This window comes from Bradyrhizobium sp. WSM1417 (assembly GCF_000515415.1).
In the GTDB taxonomy this organism is placed as follows: Bacteria; Pseudomonadota; Alphaproteobacteria; order Rhizobiales; family Xanthobacteraceae; genus Bradyrhizobium.
Genome location: NZ_KI911783.1, coordinates 2,439,349 through 2,458,082, shown reverse-complemented (window position 1 = coordinate 2,458,082; position 18,734 = coordinate 2,439,349). Strand labels below are relative to the sequence as shown.

General features: G+C 64.1%; 11 protein-coding genes and 5 pseudogenes. 2 read left to right on the top strand and 14 right to left on the bottom strand.

Annotation, left to right across the window (positions count from 1 at the left end; translation table 11 throughout):
• Positions 1-1,930 precede the first annotated feature (1,930 nt).
• A pseudogene (locus tag BRA1417_RS45545) lies at positions 1,931-2,023 on the bottom strand (ATP-binding protein); the annotation flags it as partial.
• A gap of 528 nt (positions 2,024-2,551) precedes the next feature.
• Here BRA1417_RS45545 and BRA1417_RS0111685 point away from each other — a divergent pair.
• The gene (locus BRA1417_RS0111685) at positions 2,552-2,848 is read left to right on the top strand and encodes a hypothetical protein (RefSeq protein ID WP_245286197.1); all 297 of its coding nucleotides are present in this window, start codon (positions 2,552-2,554) and stop codon (positions 2,846-2,848) included.
• Positions 2,849-4,257: 1,409 nt separating this feature from the next.
• Here the strand turns inward: BRA1417_RS0111685 and BRA1417_RS45540 are convergent.
• The 13 genes and pseudogenes from BRA1417_RS45540 to BRA1417_RS0111605 all read right to left on the bottom strand — a co-directional run.
• Positions 4,258-4,386: pseudogene (locus tag BRA1417_RS45540) on the bottom strand (IS5/IS1182 family transposase); the annotation flags it as partial.
• 92 nt (positions 4,387-4,478) lie between these two features.
• A complete protein-coding gene (fni, locus tag BRA1417_RS0111670) occupies positions 4,479-5,519 on the bottom strand; it encodes a type 2 isopentenyl-diphosphate Delta-isomerase (protein WP_027515940.1) in 1,041 nt (346 codons plus the stop codon).
• Between the two features lie 78 nt (positions 5,520-5,597).
• Positions 5,598-6,506: pseudogene (locus BRA1417_RS42595) on the bottom strand (hypothetical protein); the annotation flags it as partial.
• Positions 6,503-8,050 carry a hypothetical protein gene (locus tag BRA1417_RS0111665; protein ID WP_027515939.1) on the bottom strand — a complete coding sequence of 516 codons (1,548 nt, stop codon included), beginning with the start codon at positions 8,048-8,050 and terminating at the stop codon, positions 6,503-6,505. The gene BRA1417_RS0111665 and the pseudogene BRA1417_RS42595, both read right to left, overlap by 4 nt.
• A gap of 307 nt (positions 8,051-8,357) precedes the next feature.
• Complete coding sequence (locus BRA1417_RS0111655) at positions 8,358-9,365, bottom strand: polyprenyl synthetase family protein (protein WP_198034818.1); 1,008 nt, start codon at positions 9,363-9,365, stop codon at positions 8,358-8,360.
• A gap of 145 nt (positions 9,366-9,510) precedes the next feature.
• Positions 9,511-10,854, bottom strand: coding sequence for a cytochrome P450 (locus tag BRA1417_RS0111650; protein WP_027515936.1), 1,344 nt, complete (start codon positions 10,852-10,854; stop codon positions 9,511-9,513).
• Positions 10,854-11,693, bottom strand: a complete 840-nt coding sequence (locus BRA1417_RS0111645; protein ID WP_027515935.1) for an SDR family oxidoreductase — start codon at positions 11,691-11,693, stop codon at positions 10,854-10,856. The genes BRA1417_RS0111650 and BRA1417_RS0111645 overlap by 1 nt, the downstream gene beginning before the upstream one ends.
• Positions 11,680-11,982: a ferredoxin gene (locus BRA1417_RS0111640; protein WP_027515934.1), complete on the bottom strand. Its 303-nt coding sequence runs from the start codon at positions 11,980-11,982 to the stop codon at positions 11,680-11,682. Before BRA1417_RS0111640 ends, BRA1417_RS0111645 begins: the two co-directional genes overlap by 14 nt.
• Before the next feature lies 1 nt (position 11,983).
• Complete coding sequence (locus tag BRA1417_RS0111635) at positions 11,984-13,276, bottom strand: cytochrome P450 (RefSeq protein ID WP_027515933.1); 1,293 nt, start codon at positions 13,274-13,276, stop codon at positions 11,984-11,986.
• 92 nt (positions 13,277-13,368) lie between these two features.
• Positions 13,369-14,571: a cytochrome P450 gene (locus BRA1417_RS0111630; protein WP_027515932.1), complete on the bottom strand. Its 1,203-nt coding sequence runs from the start codon at positions 14,569-14,571 to the stop codon at positions 13,369-13,371.
• Between the two features lie 528 nt (positions 14,572-15,099).
• Positions 15,100-15,494 (bottom strand): annotated as a pseudogene (locus BRA1417_RS46230) (DUF6527 family protein).
• A pseudogene (locus tag BRA1417_RS46225) lies at positions 15,494-15,703 on the bottom strand (hypothetical protein); the annotation flags it as partial. The pseudogenes BRA1417_RS46225 and BRA1417_RS46230, both read right to left, overlap by 1 nt.
• Before the next feature lie 906 nt (positions 15,704-16,609).
• Entirely contained in the window at positions 16,610-17,848 is a 1,239-nt protein-coding gene (locus BRA1417_RS0111605; RefSeq protein ID WP_027515929.1) for a cytochrome P450, read from the bottom strand.
• A 557-nt stretch (positions 17,849-18,405) separates the two neighbouring features.
• Here BRA1417_RS0111605 and BRA1417_RS45530 point away from each other — a divergent pair.
• Entirely contained in the window at positions 18,406-18,522 is a 117-nt protein-coding gene (locus BRA1417_RS45530) for a GcrA family cell cycle regulator (protein WP_245286196.1), read from the top strand.
• Positions 18,523-18,734 lie beyond the last annotated feature (212 nt).

The following is an 18,734-nucleotide window of genomic DNA, read 5'->3' as shown; positions in this document are numbered from 1 at the left end:
AGCTCCCCCAGATTGGTTCTTCCCGCACGCACCGCTTCGATCACTTGTTTGGCGACATACCGACGGCTTTCGTGGTCACCACCATTTGGCAGTTCCCACAGACCTGATCCAAAACCAAGTCCATATTCGCTTGAAGTTCTCTCGTAATTCGCCCACGCTGCATCTCTCCTTTCGAGCAACGCGACAAAGCTGGTGCCGTTTTCGCAGCCGGTACAACGCCCATTTGGTAAAAAGCCTCTTTCGAGAAGGCAAGTCAGGGTATGAGGCTCCAGGCGCTTGCGTTCGAAACGGTCGCGCCGCGTTCAATTCGTCATGTCGGGAGGAGGAAAGAATCGTCGGGCACGGGTTGGATTTTCCGCGCACTCGCCGACCGCACGTCGCCCGAGCCTCACCTCGGGCCGCCGCTATGGTCCTCACGGCCGGTGACGGCCTCTGACTGGGCGCGGGAAGAAGCGGAAAGCTTCCGCACGGTTCTGGCGAGAAAGCATCCGGTCCGCGCCGTGAGAGCGCGCTTCACAGACCGGCCGGTAAACTCGCGAGAATTTAGCTAGCCGGCAGTGCTCGGTAACGAGCTAGGCTTGAAAGCATGGCCTCGGAGGCACCGTTGCGAGCTAGCGCTGGTCATCTTGCGCGGCAAACGCGGACAGGTTTTACGATGCGGTGCCGGTGATAACGGCGGGTCACGACAGTCCCATGGCATGAATTTGCATATGGCATGCCAGTGGCATCCGAACCAGCAATACCGCGCGGATCAGGGTATGCAGGAAACGCGGTGGCTGGAGCGGTATAGGCGAGGACTCAAAGCAGAGCTAGAGCTGCGGGTGCATAGCTTCCATTGAACCTCCTTCACGCGCTACCCAAAACGGTTGTAACTTGAGAGATGCCCCCGCAATGAAGGCCAACGCTTCCGGCTTTCGAACCGCTTTAGCTCCGTGCTTGTCATTGTTGTGCACGACCGAGAACTGCAGCTTCACCGCCGTGAGCACAGTGAGAGCGCATGACAAGCGCGGAGGTGGTTCATTGTGGAGGAAAGCTCGACAGACGCCCCGCAGGTTTGCGCCTTCAACTTGATTGGGGAATCGATGCGGACGATCGGACGATCTGCGCGAACTTCCGCTGCATCGAAACACTCTACAGCGCCTGTCAGCACGGCGCCGGCACGCCGGATGGATGCGATTCTTCACTTGAGCCGGCTTCTGCGGTCCACCGCGATACGGCTATCTTTCGATCGCAGCTCTCCAGGCCATGCAGCAAAACGCGCGGTAGACACTGACGGTCGCAGCTCGCTCAAACTGCGTCACAATGGACGGAGCGGGAGCTTTAACCGGCCCTTTCATTGTTCTTTTCGGGCCTTTTGTGAACTGCTTCACACGTGCTTCACCGGTGATCTGCTATGCTCGCTCCGCTGGGAATTTCAGGGGCCCGGCTGATAAACGCCGCCAGGACGCTGTATTTCGAGCCGGGCGGCGTAATTTTAAGTGAGCAGATCGTAGTCGATGAAGCCACTGTTCCGCCGAAGCACGAGGAAGCAGCGAGGCTTCGAAGTGCATAATGAGGCCCATATGAGATGCCGATGACGGACGCTGAGAGATCGGCTCGTGCGCAAACCTGTCGGAACAACATCCAACGATATCGTCAGTTATTGCAAACCCGCCTGACTGAATTTGAGCGTGACTTTATCGCAAAGCGTTTGAGCGAAGAGTCGTCAGAGCTGGAGAGATTAGCCAACGCTCTTACAACGAGCTTCGATCAGACTGCGTGCCCGGATGGCCGCTAGTCTGTCAAACGCGGGCCGGAACTGCCCCCTTTGCGTCATGAAGAACTGCCCCACCGTTGAGATTATGATCTCGGTTGAAGGTTGTTTCCGCCGGTGGACGGGCCGGAGGGAGGCGGAGCCGACCGGAGGGTCGTCACCGGCGGTCGGCGTCTTGATGAGGCCGCTCTTGCGCTTGGCGCGGAGCCGGTAGCTGTCACCGCGGATCGTCAGCACATGGCTGTGGTGCAGCAGCCGGTCGCATGGCGCCAGTTTCATAGCGCCGGCCGACCACAGCTGGAAGCTGTTCAGGTCGAGCCAAGATATTCCCGACAGTTTGCTTGAGCTTTGGACGGATCGCACGGAGGTGCTCGGGGCGGAAATGGTAGGTGAGATGATCGCTCCGCGCACCCGGCAGGTCACCAACGGTGGCGCGCACTATGACCATGCCAGCGATTTTCTTCATGTGCTCCTCAAAGAGATGGAGCGTCACAAGCACTGACGACCGGTGACCGAACGCAAGGGGCGTGCGCTGTCTGTTGACGGGACGCGAACTCTAGCCGAGGCCCTCTTGATCCTCCGAACAAGCAAATCTCAGTCTCACCCCGCGAAGAGCGGTTTGGCACTCCGGCAACAACCTGATTTTCCACTACACGAACCGCACTACACCGCTCGCGGGCTGCGATTTTGTTGATAGCCGATGACGCTCTTGCGTGAGCATCTGCACACGGTTCCTGTCACAGCAGGTGTGAAGTGCTGGCACGATTTTCGTCGCTGGGGTTTAGAGCGTTGCTAGCCATGGCAACCACGATGCCTCTTACTTTGCGGATGATCGGCCTGGATGATTACACGGTTTTGGAGGACCGGCAGCTAGTCGGGCGCATCCGCTACGCCAGCGAACGCTCCCCTGGGCTCTGGCTATGGACCTGCATCGTGACGCTCCCCGGTCCGCCGTTTGGTGAGGCCGGCACGCTGGATGAGGCCAAGGGCCGCTTCAAGGTCGCAAACTTCAAGGCGAAGCATCAGCCAGCAGAGGTGGCGAAAGCATTTGAGGAAATGAACCACGCGAACCGGCCATTGCGATATCTGCGTTAGTGGCGGGTCCCGGCCTCCGAGCTCAGGCAGACGTCTCGGCTCCCGCGATATCGATCGGTGCCCCACGGTTCGGCGGCCGATTTGCTTGCGCTTGTTCACGAAGAGGACTTGGTTCGTTTCCTTCGCCCTGTGGATAACCTGTGCACAGATGAAGGGCGTGAACAGAATGGGGCAGGTGAAACGCGCGAGAGCTACTGCGCGCCGTGGGTTAGACATTCCACATGAATCGAACGGCGCGGACGCGGGGTCAGTGCAGGATAGTTTGATTGCGGCAGGATAGCTGGCTTGAACCTGGGCACCATAGGCGCATATTCCGCGAATGTTCGAGCAACGGCCAACCTTCATGGCTCGGAAAAATCCCGGAGTTGGCTGGGGGGTCGATATTCTGTGGCCCGATGGCGAAACGGAAGCTATCAAGGCTTTGTTACGGAAGGCGACGCGGTGAAGTGGATTGCTGAGCATGAGCACACTAAGCGTTGGCAGGGAAATACGATTCAAAAACCATCGCTAGTGCCTTAGAAACCCGCCCAGGGTCCGCAAAATCGATCGAGACAGCACACTACCTGTGCGGCCCGGGATCATGGGCGGACTCCCCAGACTGACGGCGACCACGCGGCGGGAGTCTGATCGGCCGCATGGGGCATCAGCACGACATCGACGAGCTCAGGCGGTTCAAACGGCTCCGCCTGGAGCTGGCCGCCGGCGCGAGCATGCCCGAGGAGCGGACAGGGCTGGAGTTCATGGCCGGGCGGCAATTGTCTGCTATCTCCACTGCTACCCCAATGGTTTGCGGTGGGTTGGAAAAGGCTGGGGCGAACCGTGGCTGGCATAGTCGGATAACCCGGCACTTTGAGACGTTTTGCGGAAGGCAGCGGCTAAGCAGTGCGCCAGTGCGCGCACTGCAAAACCAGTTCTCGGAGCGATACCGGCATCCGCGCAAATGTCGCATCGAAACTTTGGCGGCCGCCGCCAACGGGCGAGAGGATGCACGAGCGCCTGAAAACGATCGGCTTCGACGCGCTTCGCCAAAGGCCGACATCTGGCGGTAGGCAACACAACGATGATGTTGTTCAGGTGAATTTCGACATTCTATCGAGAAGATTCTATTGAGCTATCCGGACGGTTCCGCACCGATGGCGGAGCTCAAGCGGGACATACTGATTTTGGCAGCGAGCGGTCGCGATTGGGCCGAACGTCCAAGAGCCTTGGCGGCTCGTGTGCCGAAACCTCGACACGTTTTCGCAGCAACTTTATTCAGCGCGCGAACGGGATGGCGCATCACGTGCAAAGGACGCGGGGCACTCGATCTGATGGAGGGCCTCGATCCGTGCGGATGCGCAGCCAGGCATTGATGCAGCCGCTCCGCTGTCATCCAAGTTGCATACCGACCGATGTGCCTCCTGTCCCCCGCCGTCTAGCCGCACGAGCGCTTCATTGACCATCAGCCGGATCGGGCGCAGTGGACGATCGGCTGGAACGAAATCCTCCAACCTCTTCATCGCGAACAGCTGCTCCATGCACACATCGCTCCCGCGCATCGAACCGCCTCGCCAAGGGATCAGTACTCTGCTTGACGTAGGTATTCAGCAGCCTGTTAGGCGCCCGCCGCCACGACCGGGGGACGCCGGCATCAACCGGCGGGCAGATCCGCCGAGGGCAACAAGCGCGCCTGACGCAACGCCGCCAGATCAGCCGAGCCGGTGCAGAAACAGGCGACGGCCAACTGGCGGATGACGATCTCGAAATGGGCGACAACCGCCTCGGTGGACACCGTCGCCGCGCGCAGCACGCCGGCCGCCTGCCCGGCGATGTCGACGCCCAGGCGGATGGCCTTGGCCACGTCGACGCCGTCGCCGATCCCGCCCGACGCAATCAGCTTCACCGTTGGCAGCGCCCGACGCACCGCCTGCACGCTGGCCGGGGTCGGAATCCCCCAATCGGCGAACGCCATCGGCACTGCACGGTCGGCGGCATCGCGGGCGCGCTCGCCCTGCACCGCGGCCCAACTGGTGCCGCCGGCGCCCGCGACATCGATCACCGCCACGCCCGCCTCGACGAACGCACACGCCACCGAGGCGGACATGCCCGACCCCACTTCCTTGGCCACGATCGGTACGCCCAGGCTGCGCGCGGCGCGAGCGATCTGCGCCAGGACGCCGCGCCAGGTGCGGTCGCCCTCCGGCTGTACCGCTTCCTGCAGCGGATTGAGGTGGACGATAAGTCCATCGGCATCCACCGCCCGGCGCGCCAGGTCCAGGCCGTCGGCGTCGCGCAGTTGCGCGGCGCCGATATTGGCCAGCAAGGGAATGTCTGGGGCGAGGCGGCGCAGCGCGGGCGTCAGCCCCTGGGAGTTGCGGGACTGCAGGCTCACGCGCTGCCAACCGACGCACATGGCGATCCCCAAAGCCTGCGCTGCCTCGCTCGGATGCCGGTTGATGGCCTCGGCGCGTGGCATGCCGCCGGTCATGGAGCCGATCAGCAGCGGCGCACGCATGGTCTTGCCCAGCTGCGAGGCGCGCAGGTCGAACTGCGTCAGGTCCAACTCGGGCAATGCGCAGTGTTCGAAACGGATGTACTCCCAGCCGGCGGCAACCGTGGCCGGCGCCGTTCGCCGATCCAGCACGATCTCCAGATCGTCGTCCTTGCGCCGGCTCAGGGTGGTGTCGCTCATGCTCGCTCCATCCGTCGAATCGGGCGACAGCGTTGCGTCGGATCGGACTAACGGCAGCGCGCGCACGCCGCCGCCTCCCGCGCGTTCAGGCCCGCGCACGCAGGCCTCCCCCGCAGCGTCGCTGCGGTAGCGGCTGGTCGAAGTCTGGTAGTACTGCGCGCGAATGGCCGCCATGGCCTCGATCAACGGTCCCCACGGCGCGGGAAAGCGTTCTTCCGCCATCACCCGGTGCAGCGTGCGCGTATGGCCGGCCAGCTCGTCGTTGAGGAAGTCCAGCACAGGCATAGCCGGATAGCGCTGCAGCAGCAGGATCGCCGCGTTGTCAGCCTCGCCGGCCGACCTGTCCTTGTCGCGTCCATGCAGATCGTTCTGGAGGCGCCCTATCGCGGAGATGAGCCGCAGGACCTGGCGAAACGCCGGACGCGCGCGCAAGGTCGCCATGTCCAGCCCCCACAGCAACGACAGGCAACAGAACACGTTCGCGTAGCCGATCGAATCGATGCCGTTGTGCAGGTACTCGGCGTAGGACCAGCGTTCCGCCCCTGCCGCCTGCACGTGTCCGGCGCGCAGCGCCGCGCAGTAGCACCGAGTATCGTCGAGAAGCTGAGCATAGTCGCGACGATCGTAGGCGAGCGCGGCCAGCGAAGCGCGCAGCACAGCGCAGCCCTCGAATCCGGGGAGCGCGCATGGCACGCCCTGCCCCAGCGCCTGCTCCACCGCGGCGAGCTGCTCCGGCGCGATCAGGCCAAGGTCGTTGCAATCGTCGAGCCAGAACAGCAGCGCCAGTTCGCAATAGAACGCCACAATCAGCATTTCGTCGTCCGGATCGCGGCCGGAGCGGGGGCTGGTGTCGCGCAGGCTGGGGTGGATGCGCTGCAGGATGTACTGGCCGCCCCTGACCGCTTCCAGGGCATGCTCGTCGGCGAACCCGGTCAGGGAACGCCCCCACTCCAGCACCTGCTGCAGTGCGCGTTCGGTCTCGATCATGGCGTCGCTCCTGCTCGCTTGGCCGGAGCGCGCCGCCCCCAACGAAGCGCCAGCCATAACCCGGCGAGTTCGGCCACGCGCACGACCCGGGTGGGGCAATACAGTTCCTTGCCGATCCACAGCGGCGTCTGCGGCAATGCATGCGCCGCATGGCGGGCGAGCATCCACTTCAGCGCACGCGCCACCGCCTGCGCGATGCGCCGGCGCCCTGTCGGGTCTTCGCTCGCGTCCATCACATGCAACGCGAACAGCGCATAGGCGGTTTCCTCGAATGTGGACGCGCGACCGGCGCCCCAGCCTCCGTCGTCGCGCTGCGCCTGCAGCAGCATCGCCAGCGCGCGCTCCTCGCGCCACTGGGGCTTGCCTTGCGCCAGCGCAGCGAGCGCATGCGCGGTGGGATACAGCCACGAAACGTGCCATTTTTCGTTGTCCCATACACCGTGGCGGTTGCGATTGGCCTCAACGTAGACGCTGGTGCCGGCGGCGGGCCTTCCCAACAGTCGCAACGCATGCAGGGCATGAATGTTGGTCGACACCGAGGCATTGCGCTCGCCGGGGAAGGTGACGAACAGCTCGCCGATTTCGAAATGGCGCAACGCATCGACCGCCGGATCGCGGCCTGCAAGGCGCAGGACGCACAACGCAACGGCGGTGTCGTCCGCATCGGCCGCGAAGTGCAAGGCCGGCCCCAGACCGCGCACGCCCAGGCGGGCGTCGAGCTGCGCGACGATCACGCGCACCGCCTCGGCGAGCGCGGGATGCGCGAACAGCCCGGCCAGATGCAGGGTGTAGAGCGACCAGCATGGCTCGAACACATTGATCGGCCAGACGTTGGGAACGACGCCTTCGATGCCGCCGCGTGTCGCTCGCGACGCCGCCTGCAGATACGCGTCGGCGCGCCCGACCTGCGGCGTGATCCCCTGTGTCACGGCGTGCGCACGCCACGCGGCGGTGGCCGCCGGACTGATGCCGATGCTGCCGTCCTCATTCGGGCATGCGGTGGTCGGCGACGTGCCCCAGGCTTCCCAGGAGTGCAGCAACGGATGGCCGCTCGGCAACGTCGCCCCTCCCAGCTTGACTAGGCAAGCTTGCCGCAACGGCACCAGCGCAGGGTGCCGCGGAAACGCCACGCCGCTCAGCAAGGAAGCGGCCTCGCCGCAAAACTGCGGCAGGATCAGCTCCGCGCCGACCGGCGCGTCTTCCGGCACCGCATGCGCGTAGGGATCGGGCTGGCGCTCGAGGAACCGGGTTGCAGCCTGCACTGCCTCGGCAGCGCCGGGAAGAGGATCGGCACGCTGCAATGCCAGCAACGCCGCCCACGTGGGCGCATGGCGGAACAGCGGGAAGTCCGCACTTCCCCATCCGCCATCGGCCTGTTGCTGCGCGATAAGCCACGCGTATGCGTCCTGCCGACCGGTGACGTTGCCGTGGAACTGGAGAGCTCGCGCCGTGTCGTAGACGGACGGACCGACGCTGCCGCCGTCGCTCATCTCGCTCAGCAGGTGGCGCAATTCGGAAAGGATCTGTTCGGACAGCGCGTTCACGCGGGATGTTCCTTCTGCAGACGGCTGACGAGAACCAGGGTCGGGCAGACGCCGCGCACGTCGCCGCAGGCCCGTCGCGGCCCGGCGCATGGGCCGCGCCGGACGACCGCCCTGCTCCGGCGCGGCGACGCGCCCCGATGCTGGCGCCGGTCCGCCGCAAGGCTCGCGGGCAGCGCGCCGCGTGCGCCGCGGCCGTGCTGGGCAACCGCTGCGATCGGCGCCGAGGACTCGGACATAGTTGCAGCATGCACCGCTGCCGCCGGCCGATCGCAGCGGCACAGGGGCGACTCCATGGGGACGGGCGCGCTCATGCGCATGGCGCGTGCATGAGCAGATACGCGTTGGCCCGCTGCAGCATCTGCGCCAACCGTTCCGCACGCGGCCCCAGCGGGGCGATGGCCTCCCCGGCGTCGCGCAACTGATCCAGCGCGAACTGGCGCGCTGCCTGCAGCCCCATGATCGACGCGCAGGTCGGCTTCTGCGCCGCCGCGTCCTTGCCGGGGGTCTTGCCCAACGTCGCGGTATCCGCTGTCGCGTCGAGAATGTCGTCGACCACCTGCAAGGCCAGACCGAAACAGGCGCTGTAGCGATCGAGCGCACAGTACAGCGCAGCGTACGCGGCATCCTCCGCGATGGCGCATAGCGCGCCCATGCGAACGGACGCGCGCACTAGCGCTCCGCTCTTCATCCGGTGCATCGCCACGATCCTGTCCAGCTCGACGTGCTTTCCAACCAGCGACAGATCCATGGCCTGCCCGCCTGCGGCACCCTCGGCGGACACCGCCTGCGCCAGTTCGCGCACGAGCGCGATACGGTTGTCGCCCTGCACATCCAGGCTCGCCAGGGTCAGGAAGGCGTGCGCCTGCAGCGCATCGCCGACCAGGATCGCAGTGGCTTCGCCGAACTTGACGTGCACGGTCGGAAGGCCGCGGCGAAGCACGTCGTCGTCCATCGCAGGCAGGTCGTCGTGGACCAGGGTACAGGCGTGCATCATCTCGATGGCGGCGCCGACGTCGTCGAGCATGTGCGCCGGCGTGTCGGCCAGTGCGCCGGCAGCCAGACAGAGCAAGGCGCGGGTGCGCTTCCCGCCATGCAAGGTGGCGTAGCGCATCGCCGCGATCAGCTCGGTCTCACCGTCGTCTTCGGCGCAGAGAAGACGCGCCAGTGCCTGTTCGACCCGCTTTGCGCCGTCCTGCATCCAGATCTCCGGCAGCAGCCTGCCGGATGCGCCGCGCGCCTGCGCGCCCAATCCGCCGAGCGCGGAAACGCCGGTTCGGTCATCGTGTAGCGTGGAACCGGTCTGAATCCTGTTCATGTCCTTGTACCTGACAGGAGACGGTCACGGCGAGCGGCGAGCCGCCGCGGTGTTGCCGGCGTCGCACCGAGCGCGCGCACCGAGTGCAGCAATGCCGCGCGTCGCCGGCGCCGCTGCCTCGCCACACGGGGCATGCGATGCCAGCTCATGAGAATCCGATGCGGATTGTCATGGACGGATGTGCGGTCGGGTAATAGCGCCGACCGTCTTCGGCGCCGCTCAGCAACCGCGGCCGCACCCCGGCCTTGTGCATGGTCAGCGCCAAGGCGATGCAGAACTGCACCAGTTCCAGCCATACCAGGTGGTAGCCGATGCAGACGTGTGGGCCGGTACCGAACTGAAGCATGTCCACCGGACGGATCGGCTCCGTGCGTTGCAGCCACCGCGCCAGGCGGAACTGATCGGGCGCCTCGTGCAGGAGCGCCGAGGTCGAGAAATGCAGCAGCGGGATGCACAGATGGGTGCCCGCGGGAATGCGCCGTTGGCCGAGTTGCAATTCCTGCAGCGCGCGACGCGGCAGGACCGTGGTCGCCGGATGCACGCGCAGCGTCTCGCGGAACAGCGCCTCGGCGACCGGACACTGCGCCAGGTCCGCGTGCCGGGTCGGCACCGCGCCGACGCGTTGCGCCTCCTCGACCAAGGCCTCCCACAGCAAAGGCTCCCGCGCCAGCTCGATCACCATCCAGGCCATCGTCGAGGCGGTGGTGTCGTGACCGCCAAGTAGCAGCAAGCGGATATTGGCGACCAGGACGTCGTCGGAGAGCGCATCGTCGCTGCGATCGAAGGCGCTCACCATATTGTTGATCAACCCGGTGCGCGCGGCATGCGCGCGCGCGTCGCGGACGAACTGGCGCAACTGCGCGTCGATCCAGTCGCGGGCGGCGCGGCCGCGCCGCAAGGGCAGTCCGGGCAGGTCGACCGGGGGCGCGACGATCAACTGCAGCAGTTGCCGGTACTTGCGATGCCATCCCGGCAGGTCTTGGGCGGGGATTCCCATGAGGCTGAAAATGAGCTTGAGCATCAGGTCGCCGGTTTCGCGCAGGATGGTTACCTCGCCGCGGTCGCGCCACGCCTGCACCCGCGCCCGGATGACGGGCGCGAACAGGTCGCCGATGCCGGCCTGAGTCAGCCCTTTGGGCAGGAACGCCGCCTTGATTGCATCGCGCGCCTGCCGGTGCGCGCCGCCATCCTGGGTGACCAACGTTCCGCCAAACAATTCGGGCGCGATGTCTTCGATCAGCGCCGAGGACACGTCCTTGTGCCGGAGCAGTGCGAACGCGTCCGGATCCACGCAGGTCATCAGGTGTCCGGCAGGGCCGAAATCCAGCCAGAAGTGGCTGCCCAGCGTCCGTTCCGAGCGCCGCAGCAGGCGCGGCAGGTCGCGGACGATGGCGGGAAGATGCCCGACCAAAGGGAAAGCGCCGGGCACGACCGGGATGTCGTACCGCAGCCGGTGCCGACGGTTCAGCGGGTTGAGCAGCATGATCATCAGCAGCGCGGCGCCGCGGCCGCTTCGGCGGTGTCGCCGGCAGGCCGCGCGGCGGGGCTGTTGCCACCGTCGGCGTACGTCGGCACATGCGCCATCATGCCGCCGTCGATGCACACGACCTGGCCGGTGATGAACGCAGCATCGTCGGAAAGCAGGAACGCCACCAGCGCGGCCACGTCCTCGGGGCGGCCGACGCGCGGCAGGAGCTGGTGCCGGCGCAGGTGAAGTTGCATGCAGTCGTCCAGCTTAGCCAGGAGACGCTCGGTCATGATGAGACCCGGCGCCACCGCGTTGCAGCGGATCTGCGCATGACCGTACTGGGTGGCGAGCGAGGCCGACAGCATGTTCATCGCCGCCTTCGACGCGGCGTAGGACGTCTGCGCGGTATCAGCGCTGAGCCCCTGGCACGACGACATGTTGACGATCGCGCCACCGCCGCGGGCGATCATCCGTGGGATGGCCTGCCGGCAGCAGAGCAGCGTGCCGCGCAGATTGGTCGCCATGGTCTGATCCCAGACCGCCAGGTCCAGGTCGAGGATCGCACGGTCGCGCGGGGTCAGATGCATGGCGCTCGCGTTGTTCACCAGCAGGTCGACCCCACCGAAGTGCCGCTCCGCCGTCTCGAACAGCGCCGCCACCGCCTGCGCATCGGCGATGTCCATGGCCAGGGCCAGCGCGTGGCCCGCTTCGGCCGCGATCTGCGCGGTACAGGCGATGGCCGCCGAGCGATCAATGTCGGCCACCACCACTCTGCCGCCCTCGCGCGCGATGGCGAGGGCGCATGCCTTGCCGGCGCCGGCGCCGGTCACCAGGGCCACCTTGCCTTCAAACCGTCCCATCGTGTCCTCGTGTTTGAGTTGGTCTTTCGCGGCGCTCGGCCTCCGCCGGAGAAGGCGCAGGGTCGGCGCTGGCGCGCTCGTCATCGCCAGCCTCGCTTTCGATGACCCGAATGGCGGCGACCGGGCACTGGCTGGCCGCGAGTCGCACGGCGGCGTGCAGCGCCTGCGGGACCGTCGCCACGCACACTTCGGCCACGCCGTCCGGTTCGCGCTGGCGAAAGGTGCCCGGCAGCGTCAGCACGCACTGCCCGGTGGTTCCACAGAGATCCCGGTCGACCACGACGCGCATCTCAGGTCCCCCCCTGCGCATGCAGCCGCACCGGCAGCGCGCGGAACGTCCTAAGGAACGCGGAGGGCTCCCGGCTCGGCTGCTCAGCCAATGCCAGCGTGGGGAAGCGCGCCTGGATCCGCGGCAGGCTCTCGGCCAACTGGATCCGGGCCAGTTGCGCACCGGGGCAGAAGTGGATGCCGTGGCCGAAGCTCAGCATGATCTTCCCGTCGGTCGACATGCCGGGATTGGTGCCGTAGAACCGTGCGGGATCGAAGCGGTCGGGATCTGCGAAGGCGTCCGGGTCGCGATTGCCGGCCGCGATCAGCACGCGCACGTCCGCGTTCTTCGGGATCACCACGCCGCCCAGTTCGATGTCGCGCTGGGTGATACGCGGAGTGGCGCTGAACAGGACGGGCGCGTCGCAGCGCAGGACTTCTTCGACGAATGCCTTCACCCCCGCAGCGTCTCCCTGCAGCCAGTGCCGCTGTTCGGGATGCGCCAGCATCGCCAGGACCGCATGGTCGATGGTCGCAGCAGTGGTGGTGAAGCCGCCCAGCAGCATGCCCCACAGCATGCTGATCAACTCCGCATCCGACAGCGTGTCGGCATCGTCGTCGTGTGCGCCGACCAGCATCGACACGATGTCGTGGCGGGGATCGGTGCGCTTGCGCTGTATGAGGTCGCCGAAGTAGGCCTGCACCCTGGCGCTGCCCGCGTCCGCCGCGGCGAGCTGGGGATCGCTGGCGTGCGGGCTCAGGCCTTCCACAATGGCGCCGATGCCGGCGGCGAGCCCGAACATGTCGTCCTCGGGCAGGCCGAACAGTTCGGCGAAGACCAGCATGGGCAAGGCCAGCGCGAATTCCCGATGCAGGTCTACCGCCTCCCCGCGCTCCAGCGCGGGCGCCATGCCGTCCAGTCGCGCTGCGACGATGCGCGCGATGCTCGGCCGCAGGTTGTCGATCTGGCTCATGGTGAAATCGCGAGAGATCAGCCGGCGCAGACGCGTATGCGTCGGTGGGTCCTTCATCGCTATCGTGGACGCCATCAGATTGAGCGACAGGCTGGTCGCCGCACGCGGGAAATAGCGCGCCAATTCGCCCGGCGCAGGTCCCCGAAACGCATCGCCCGTGGCCTTGAGCGCCCAGTAGATGTCGGCGTGGCGGCTCAACAGAAAGAGGCCCGAGGCCGCGCGATGCACCGGATCGTGCTCGCGCAACCACCGCATGAACGGATACGGGTCGTGGATGCACGCTGGCGACGCCAATTCGGCGAAGGCGTCCCGGCATGCTGCCGTGGTTTCTTGCACGTCCATCTTGCCTACCTATTGACTGGCTGATCTGACCGGCGCGCGCCAAGCGCCAGCAAATGCGGAGAAGATCGCGTTTCCCGGCGGCGTCCCGCGCATCACCAGAGCACCGGGAACTCCTCAAACCCGCCAGTGATGATCTCCTTCCGCAACTTCAGTTCTTCGGGCGCCACGGCCAGGCGCAGCGCGGGAAAGCGCTGGAAGATCGAACCGAACACCACCTTGAGTTCTAGCCTGGCCAGCGCCAAGCCGACGCAGTAGTGCGGCCCGTAGGAGAACGCCAGGTGCGGCTTTTCATCGCGTCCGATGTCGAAGATTTCCGGGTCTTTGAAATGGCGTGGATCGAACGACGTCGCCGGCAGGCCGACCAGCACCTTGCTCTCCGCGGGAATATGCACGCCTGCGATGGTCACGTCGGTCCTCGGATAGCGCATGATGCCGTCCCAGCCCGCGCCCGGCGGGTACATGCGCAGAATTTCCTCCACAGCCTTGTCCACCAAGGATGGATCGCCGACCAGGCGTTCGCGCTGTTGCGGATGGCGGAACATGGCCAGCAGGCCGAATTCGATCTGCGCGACGGTGCTCTCGTGTCCCGCCACCAGCATGCCCGCCGCCAGGCCGATCGCCTGTTCCTCGGTTGCCTTGCCCTGGTCGACCGCCGCGAGCAGATCCGTCAGCAGGTTGTCGCCCGGATCCTGCCGTTTGTCCCGCATCTTGCCGCGAATGTAGGCGCGCAGTTCTTCCCAGGCCAGGCGCGAGGCGCTGCGCGGGCCGCTTTCATGCTGGTGCGTCATCACCTCGTCGGACAGCCCGGCGAAAAAGGCGTGATCCTCGTAGAACACGCCCATTAGCGCGCTGATGACCATGGCCGGAAGCGGAAAGGAGAGGTGGCGCCGCAGGTCGGCGGGCTGGGGCTGGGCCGCCAGCGTCTCGAACAACTGCGCGGCGATTGCCTCGACCTGCTGGGCGAGCAGCTTCACCCTGCGGTCGCTGAAGGCCGGCGCCACGATCGCGCGTAACCGGGCATGCTCGCCCCCCTCGTGCGAGACCAGCCACCCCGGCGAACCGAGAATCACCGAATCCGGGGTGAATGCCGCCGGCGGCACTCCCGCGGGCCGGAACGCCGCGTCGGACAGCACCGCCTTGGCCTCGTCGTAGCCTGTCACCCACCATCCTTCGTGCCCGGACGGGAAGCGAACGCGGTGGATCGGACCGTTGGCGCGTAGCGCCAACATCTCGGGCGAGGGTTCGATGTGATCGACGCGCCACATCGGCAGCGTCGGCAAGGGTTGTTCGGACATGGTGGCACTTCACTCTCTTAGCGATGGAAGGGCGGAAGGTGACCGGCGGGCGCTACGGGCAGCGGCTTCACGTGCGCTTGCGTTCATTTCTGTTCGTCGATGATGATCGGCTGGGAAGGCGGCCGGACCCTAGGGCCTCAAGTTGGCGCTGCCATCTACCGAATCTTGTAGTAGCGCCCTAAGCTAAACGCCTGGTGGCGCAAAAAATGCGAAAAACTCTGTCGTCACGCGCTGCCATACGGAAACCTATTTCCGATGGGTAGACGAGACACGGCTTCCGATATGTTCCAGCGCGCCAGATGCCGGAAATCCCGCGTGCGAATGGCCTACAAGGCAAACGTCTACGAGGTCTTCCCACTCGACGAGATTGGCGATATCTGTGATGTGCGTCGAGACTTATGTCTTGCTAAGGAGGTGTGAGCGGTCTGCCAACCCGTAAGCGTAAGCGCGTAGACTTTATGACTTCGCTTTTCGAGCCTGGCGTCGCTCGTCAGGTGAATGTGACTTCGTTGAAGGAATACGACTACTTCACCTATGCGCTAGCCGAGCGCAAGAAATTGAAGTTCTCAGATCCGACCTAGTGCCACCTTGCAAACAAATCGCCAATTTAGCCAGCCAATCTTTGTGCTCTGTTTGTGGTGAATTAACCGCCTTGGTCTCAAGGCCAGTGCTTGCCTTCGAATCATAGTGAGCGGTTCTTGCCCGCTTGTCGCGCGCTTGCCCTCGGGCAACGTCTTCGTCCGACCACGACGGGGCCTCGATGACCTGGCCGCCGTTAATGCCGCAGTACGAGCGGCAGTGCAGATTCCAACTGCCAATCGACGGGTGAAGAGAAATATTCTCGTCGTCGATGTGAGTCGCCATTGCGCTGGGGCAAGGGGCGTGACCACTTCGCGTCCGCAGCCGCAACAACAGAGGTGCATGGCCCGACGAACTTGGCCGCGGTCTCCGCCTTCAATGCGGCAAGATTGCCGGTGACCGCGCGTGGCCGCCGCCGCATGTTCTGCTCCAGGCCGCGGCCGACCAGCACGAAGGTAAGCAGCATGATCGCCGCGTCGAAATAAGCCTGCTCGGCATGATGAATGGTGTCCACCACGGACATGCCGAGCACCAGGATCACCCCGATCGCAACCGCCAGCGCCTGCACAATCTCGACGCCTGATCGCTTTCACCCGGCCGACGTTTCTCCTCCGCGACTTGGCCCGCCGAACGCATTTCGGCCGGCCTTTTTTGCCGCAATCAAGCCGCGGGCCGCGTTACCGGCCAAGAGGATCAGAGCTGCCAAAACGTGGTGTCAAGTGGTGCGGGCGGAGCTGAAGCCCAAAACGACCAAAGGATTGCGCCAGCGCAACGTGCGTCCTACTGGAAGCGCAACCCCGAGCCAGGCTGAGACGGTGCCCGGGAGGATCGGCCCGATGCTGATGCTGTCCAACAGCAGGACAGCGTAGAGAACCGGGATCTGCTTCCGCACCATCTCGCAATTGCTCGACGAGCAGCGAACGGCCGAGCGGATCAGTGGCGTCGCCCAGAAAAGTTTGCCGCGTTCGCGTCAGTACGCCCATCGATTTAGCCAGACCTTCCTCACAAGCTTAGAATCACGAAGGAGCCGTAAAGCGGATTGGTGTGTCGGGACTTAGCGGCGCTGCTGCAGTTGCGAACTTACGCCTTGGAGCGCCCCCGCCCGGCTTCGCGCAGGGTTATAACCGGACGACTGGTGGACCGGGGGATGGTTCGCCCAGGACGCCTCCGCGTGCGCCAGGGTAGCCACTTTCTGGACCGTCAAGATGGAGGCGGGTCACGCGAGCCGCACGCCGAGCTCTCCAGTAACAAGGATGCGACAATCGGCGGCGTGACGCGGAACGCAATGGCCCGGAGATCTTCGACGAGATAACGACGCTGTGGCCCTGTCTGCACTTCGAAAGAACCACAAGCCCGTAACGCAACGCCCGTGAACTTACCCAGGCCCTGGTCTCCACAAGGCCGTGGTCCTAACCGCCCGTTCTGCACGACCAGTGTTGAATGCCGCTCGCTACCGAGACTAACCTAGAATCTGGACCGGCAGTGCCGAATAACCGTGCACAAAATTAGATACAACTCGCTCCGGCTCGCCGACCACCTTTACCTCCAGAGATCGGTTCAGCATCTCCTCCCACAGGATTTTCAGCTGCAGCTCTGCAAGATGTCTGCCCACGCAACGATGAATCCCAAATCCAAATGAGAGATGTTGTCGTACGTTTTCTCGATCAATGATGAAGCTGTTGGGGCTCGCAAAGACCTCGTCGTCTCGGTTGCCAGAGATATACCACATCACAACTTTATCGCCTCGCCTGATTTGCTTGTGGCCTATCGTCAAATCGTCCACAGCGGTTCGGCGCATGTGCGCGATAGGCGTTTGGTATCGTATAATCTCGGATACCGCCCCGGGCACTAGCGAACCATCATCGCGGAGTTTTCGCAGTTCGGACGGATTTTGGCTCATGAACAAGACGCCACCGGTAATTGAGTTGCGCGTAGTATCGTTGCCTCCAACAATCAGCAGAATGAGGTTGCCCAGGAACTCGCGTGACTCCATGTTTCGGGTCGCCGGTGAATGCGCCATCATCGAGATCAGGTCAGCGCGCGGCTCGGAATTCACCCGTTCGCTCCAAAGCCGTGTGAAATAGTCCAGGCACTCGGACAGCACCACCTTCCGCTTTTCCCAGCTGTCGATCTGGTGACCCATTTGTGGAGTCAAGGCGGCTACATCCGACCAGTAGGTCAGCAGCCGTCGATCCTGAAATGGAAAATCGAAAAGCGTGGCCAGCATTTGAGTCGTCAACTCGATCGAGACTCTGTCGACCCAGTTGAAGGTATCATTGCGCGGCAAACCGTCCAAGATCTTCTGAACCCGCGAGCGGATCAGGCCTTCAAGCTTCGCCAGGTTCTCCGATGCCGTTATCGGACTGACAGTCTTACGCTGCTGAGCATGGGCAGGAGGACTCATCTTAATAAAACTGGGTGTCCAATACTTTTCCGGCGGGTCGACAATCGTGACGCTTCGCTCTGACGAGAATACTGCGTGATTTGAGTCCACCGCTATGATATCGCGGTATTTTGTTATTGACCAATATGGACCGTATGGGCTGTCTTCGCAATAATGGACGGGATCTTCCCTTCGCAGCCGCTCGAAACAAGGCCAAATGGTATCATCCTGAAAGCGCTTGGGCTCGCTTACATCAAGTCGGCGCAGCGGGATATCAGCGTTCTCGCGAGCGTTCTGTGCCGATAAGGCTGTCATGATTGTCTCCCGGACATCGGTGTGCAATTTTGGTTGCTCGGCTGGGTGCGCTGTTTAGAGTTCCGCATGCAAGCTCGGTCGAAAGACAACGAGCTTGGGCCGTACAGTAACGATGTGTGGCGCATGTCTATGGCTCGGGCTCGCGAGAGCTCGCACGATCGTAAGTGAGGGGAACTTTGGCACGGCCCCTGTCGATGTAGAATAATGGAAACACGAGCGAAGCTCCCCTATCAGGATTGGGAGGAGCGCGAACTCGCTTTTTGTGGTAGCAGACGCAAGTACTCGCGATGGCACCCAGCCGCCTCGGGCAGGCACGCCCCCGTTGCCACTCGACTACTTATATTGCGCGAGCAGATGGAACCTTATCACAGTGGGGACTAAGAAGAGATCGCGGTCCGCCAAGGACTCGTTTTTCCTTCTGCATGCGATGCGGGCTTTCGTGGAATGAATCAACAGGAGGAGGAGAAACAGGAACACGAGGCCAGACCGGCGGTGGTGCGCGAGCCGGTCGACCGGTAATCTAACGTGAGATCGCAGCTGGCATTGGAGTAGCTTCCATGCGCTGGACTAGAAGCGAATTGGCAGAGTTGAAAAAGCTCTGGGCCGCGGGACAAAGTGCCACGCAGATCGCGCGTCATCTCAAGTGCAGTCGCAACGCATTTGCGGCAGGCTAACCCGGTTGGGCCTCACTCAAGGTCACAAGCCACCAACAGCAAAACCCAAGATTGGACCCGCCCCCAAGCGAGGGCCGACGTTGATGGCGGCAGGTCGCCATTGCCTCGGAAAGAAGTTGTCGCAAAGGACGCTAGATGCGCAGCAGCCTCTGGAGAAGAGCAAGCGGCAGCTTTACGCGAAGCTAGCTGAGGTGGACAGGAATACTGCGTAA

Bases quoted from the DNA above. Each gene is read 5' to 3' on its own strand.
- BRA1417_RS0111685 (WP_245286197.1), top strand. From the start codon at position 2,552: ATGGCAACCACGATGCCTCTTACTTTGCGGATGATCGGCCTGGATGAT.
- fni (WP_027515940.1), bottom strand. From the start codon at position 5,519: ATGAGCGACACCACCCTGAGCCGGCGCAAGGACGACGATCTGGAGATC.
- BRA1417_RS0111655 (WP_198034818.1), bottom strand. From the start codon at position 9,365: ATGAACAGGATTCAGACCGGTTCCACGCTACACGATGACCGAACCGGC.
- BRA1417_RS0111650 (WP_027515936.1), bottom strand. From the start codon at position 10,854: ATGATCATGCTGCTCAACCCGCTGAACCGTCGGCACCGGCTGCGGTAC.
- BRA1417_RS0111645 (WP_027515935.1), bottom strand. From the start codon at position 11,693: ATGGGACGGTTTGAAGGCAAGGTGGCCCTGGTGACCGGCGCCGGCGCC.
- BRA1417_RS0111640 (WP_027515934.1), bottom strand. From the start codon at position 11,982: ATGCGCGTCGTGGTCGACCGGGATCTCTGTGGAACCACCGGGCAGTGC.
- BRA1417_RS0111635 (WP_027515933.1), bottom strand. From the start codon at position 13,276: ATGGACGTGCAAGAAACCACGGCAGCATGCCGGGACGCCTTCGCCGAA.
- BRA1417_RS0111630 (WP_027515932.1), bottom strand. From the start codon at position 14,571: ATGTCCGAACAACCCTTGCCGACGCTGCCGATGTGGCGCGTCGATCAC.
- BRA1417_RS0111605 (WP_027515929.1), bottom strand. From the start codon at position 17,848: ATGACAGCCTTATCGGCACAGAACGCTCGCGAGAACGCTGATATCCCG.
- BRA1417_RS45530 (WP_245286196.1), top strand. From the start codon at position 18,406: ATGCGCTGGACTAGAAGCGAATTGGCAGAGTTGAAAAAGCTCTGGGCC.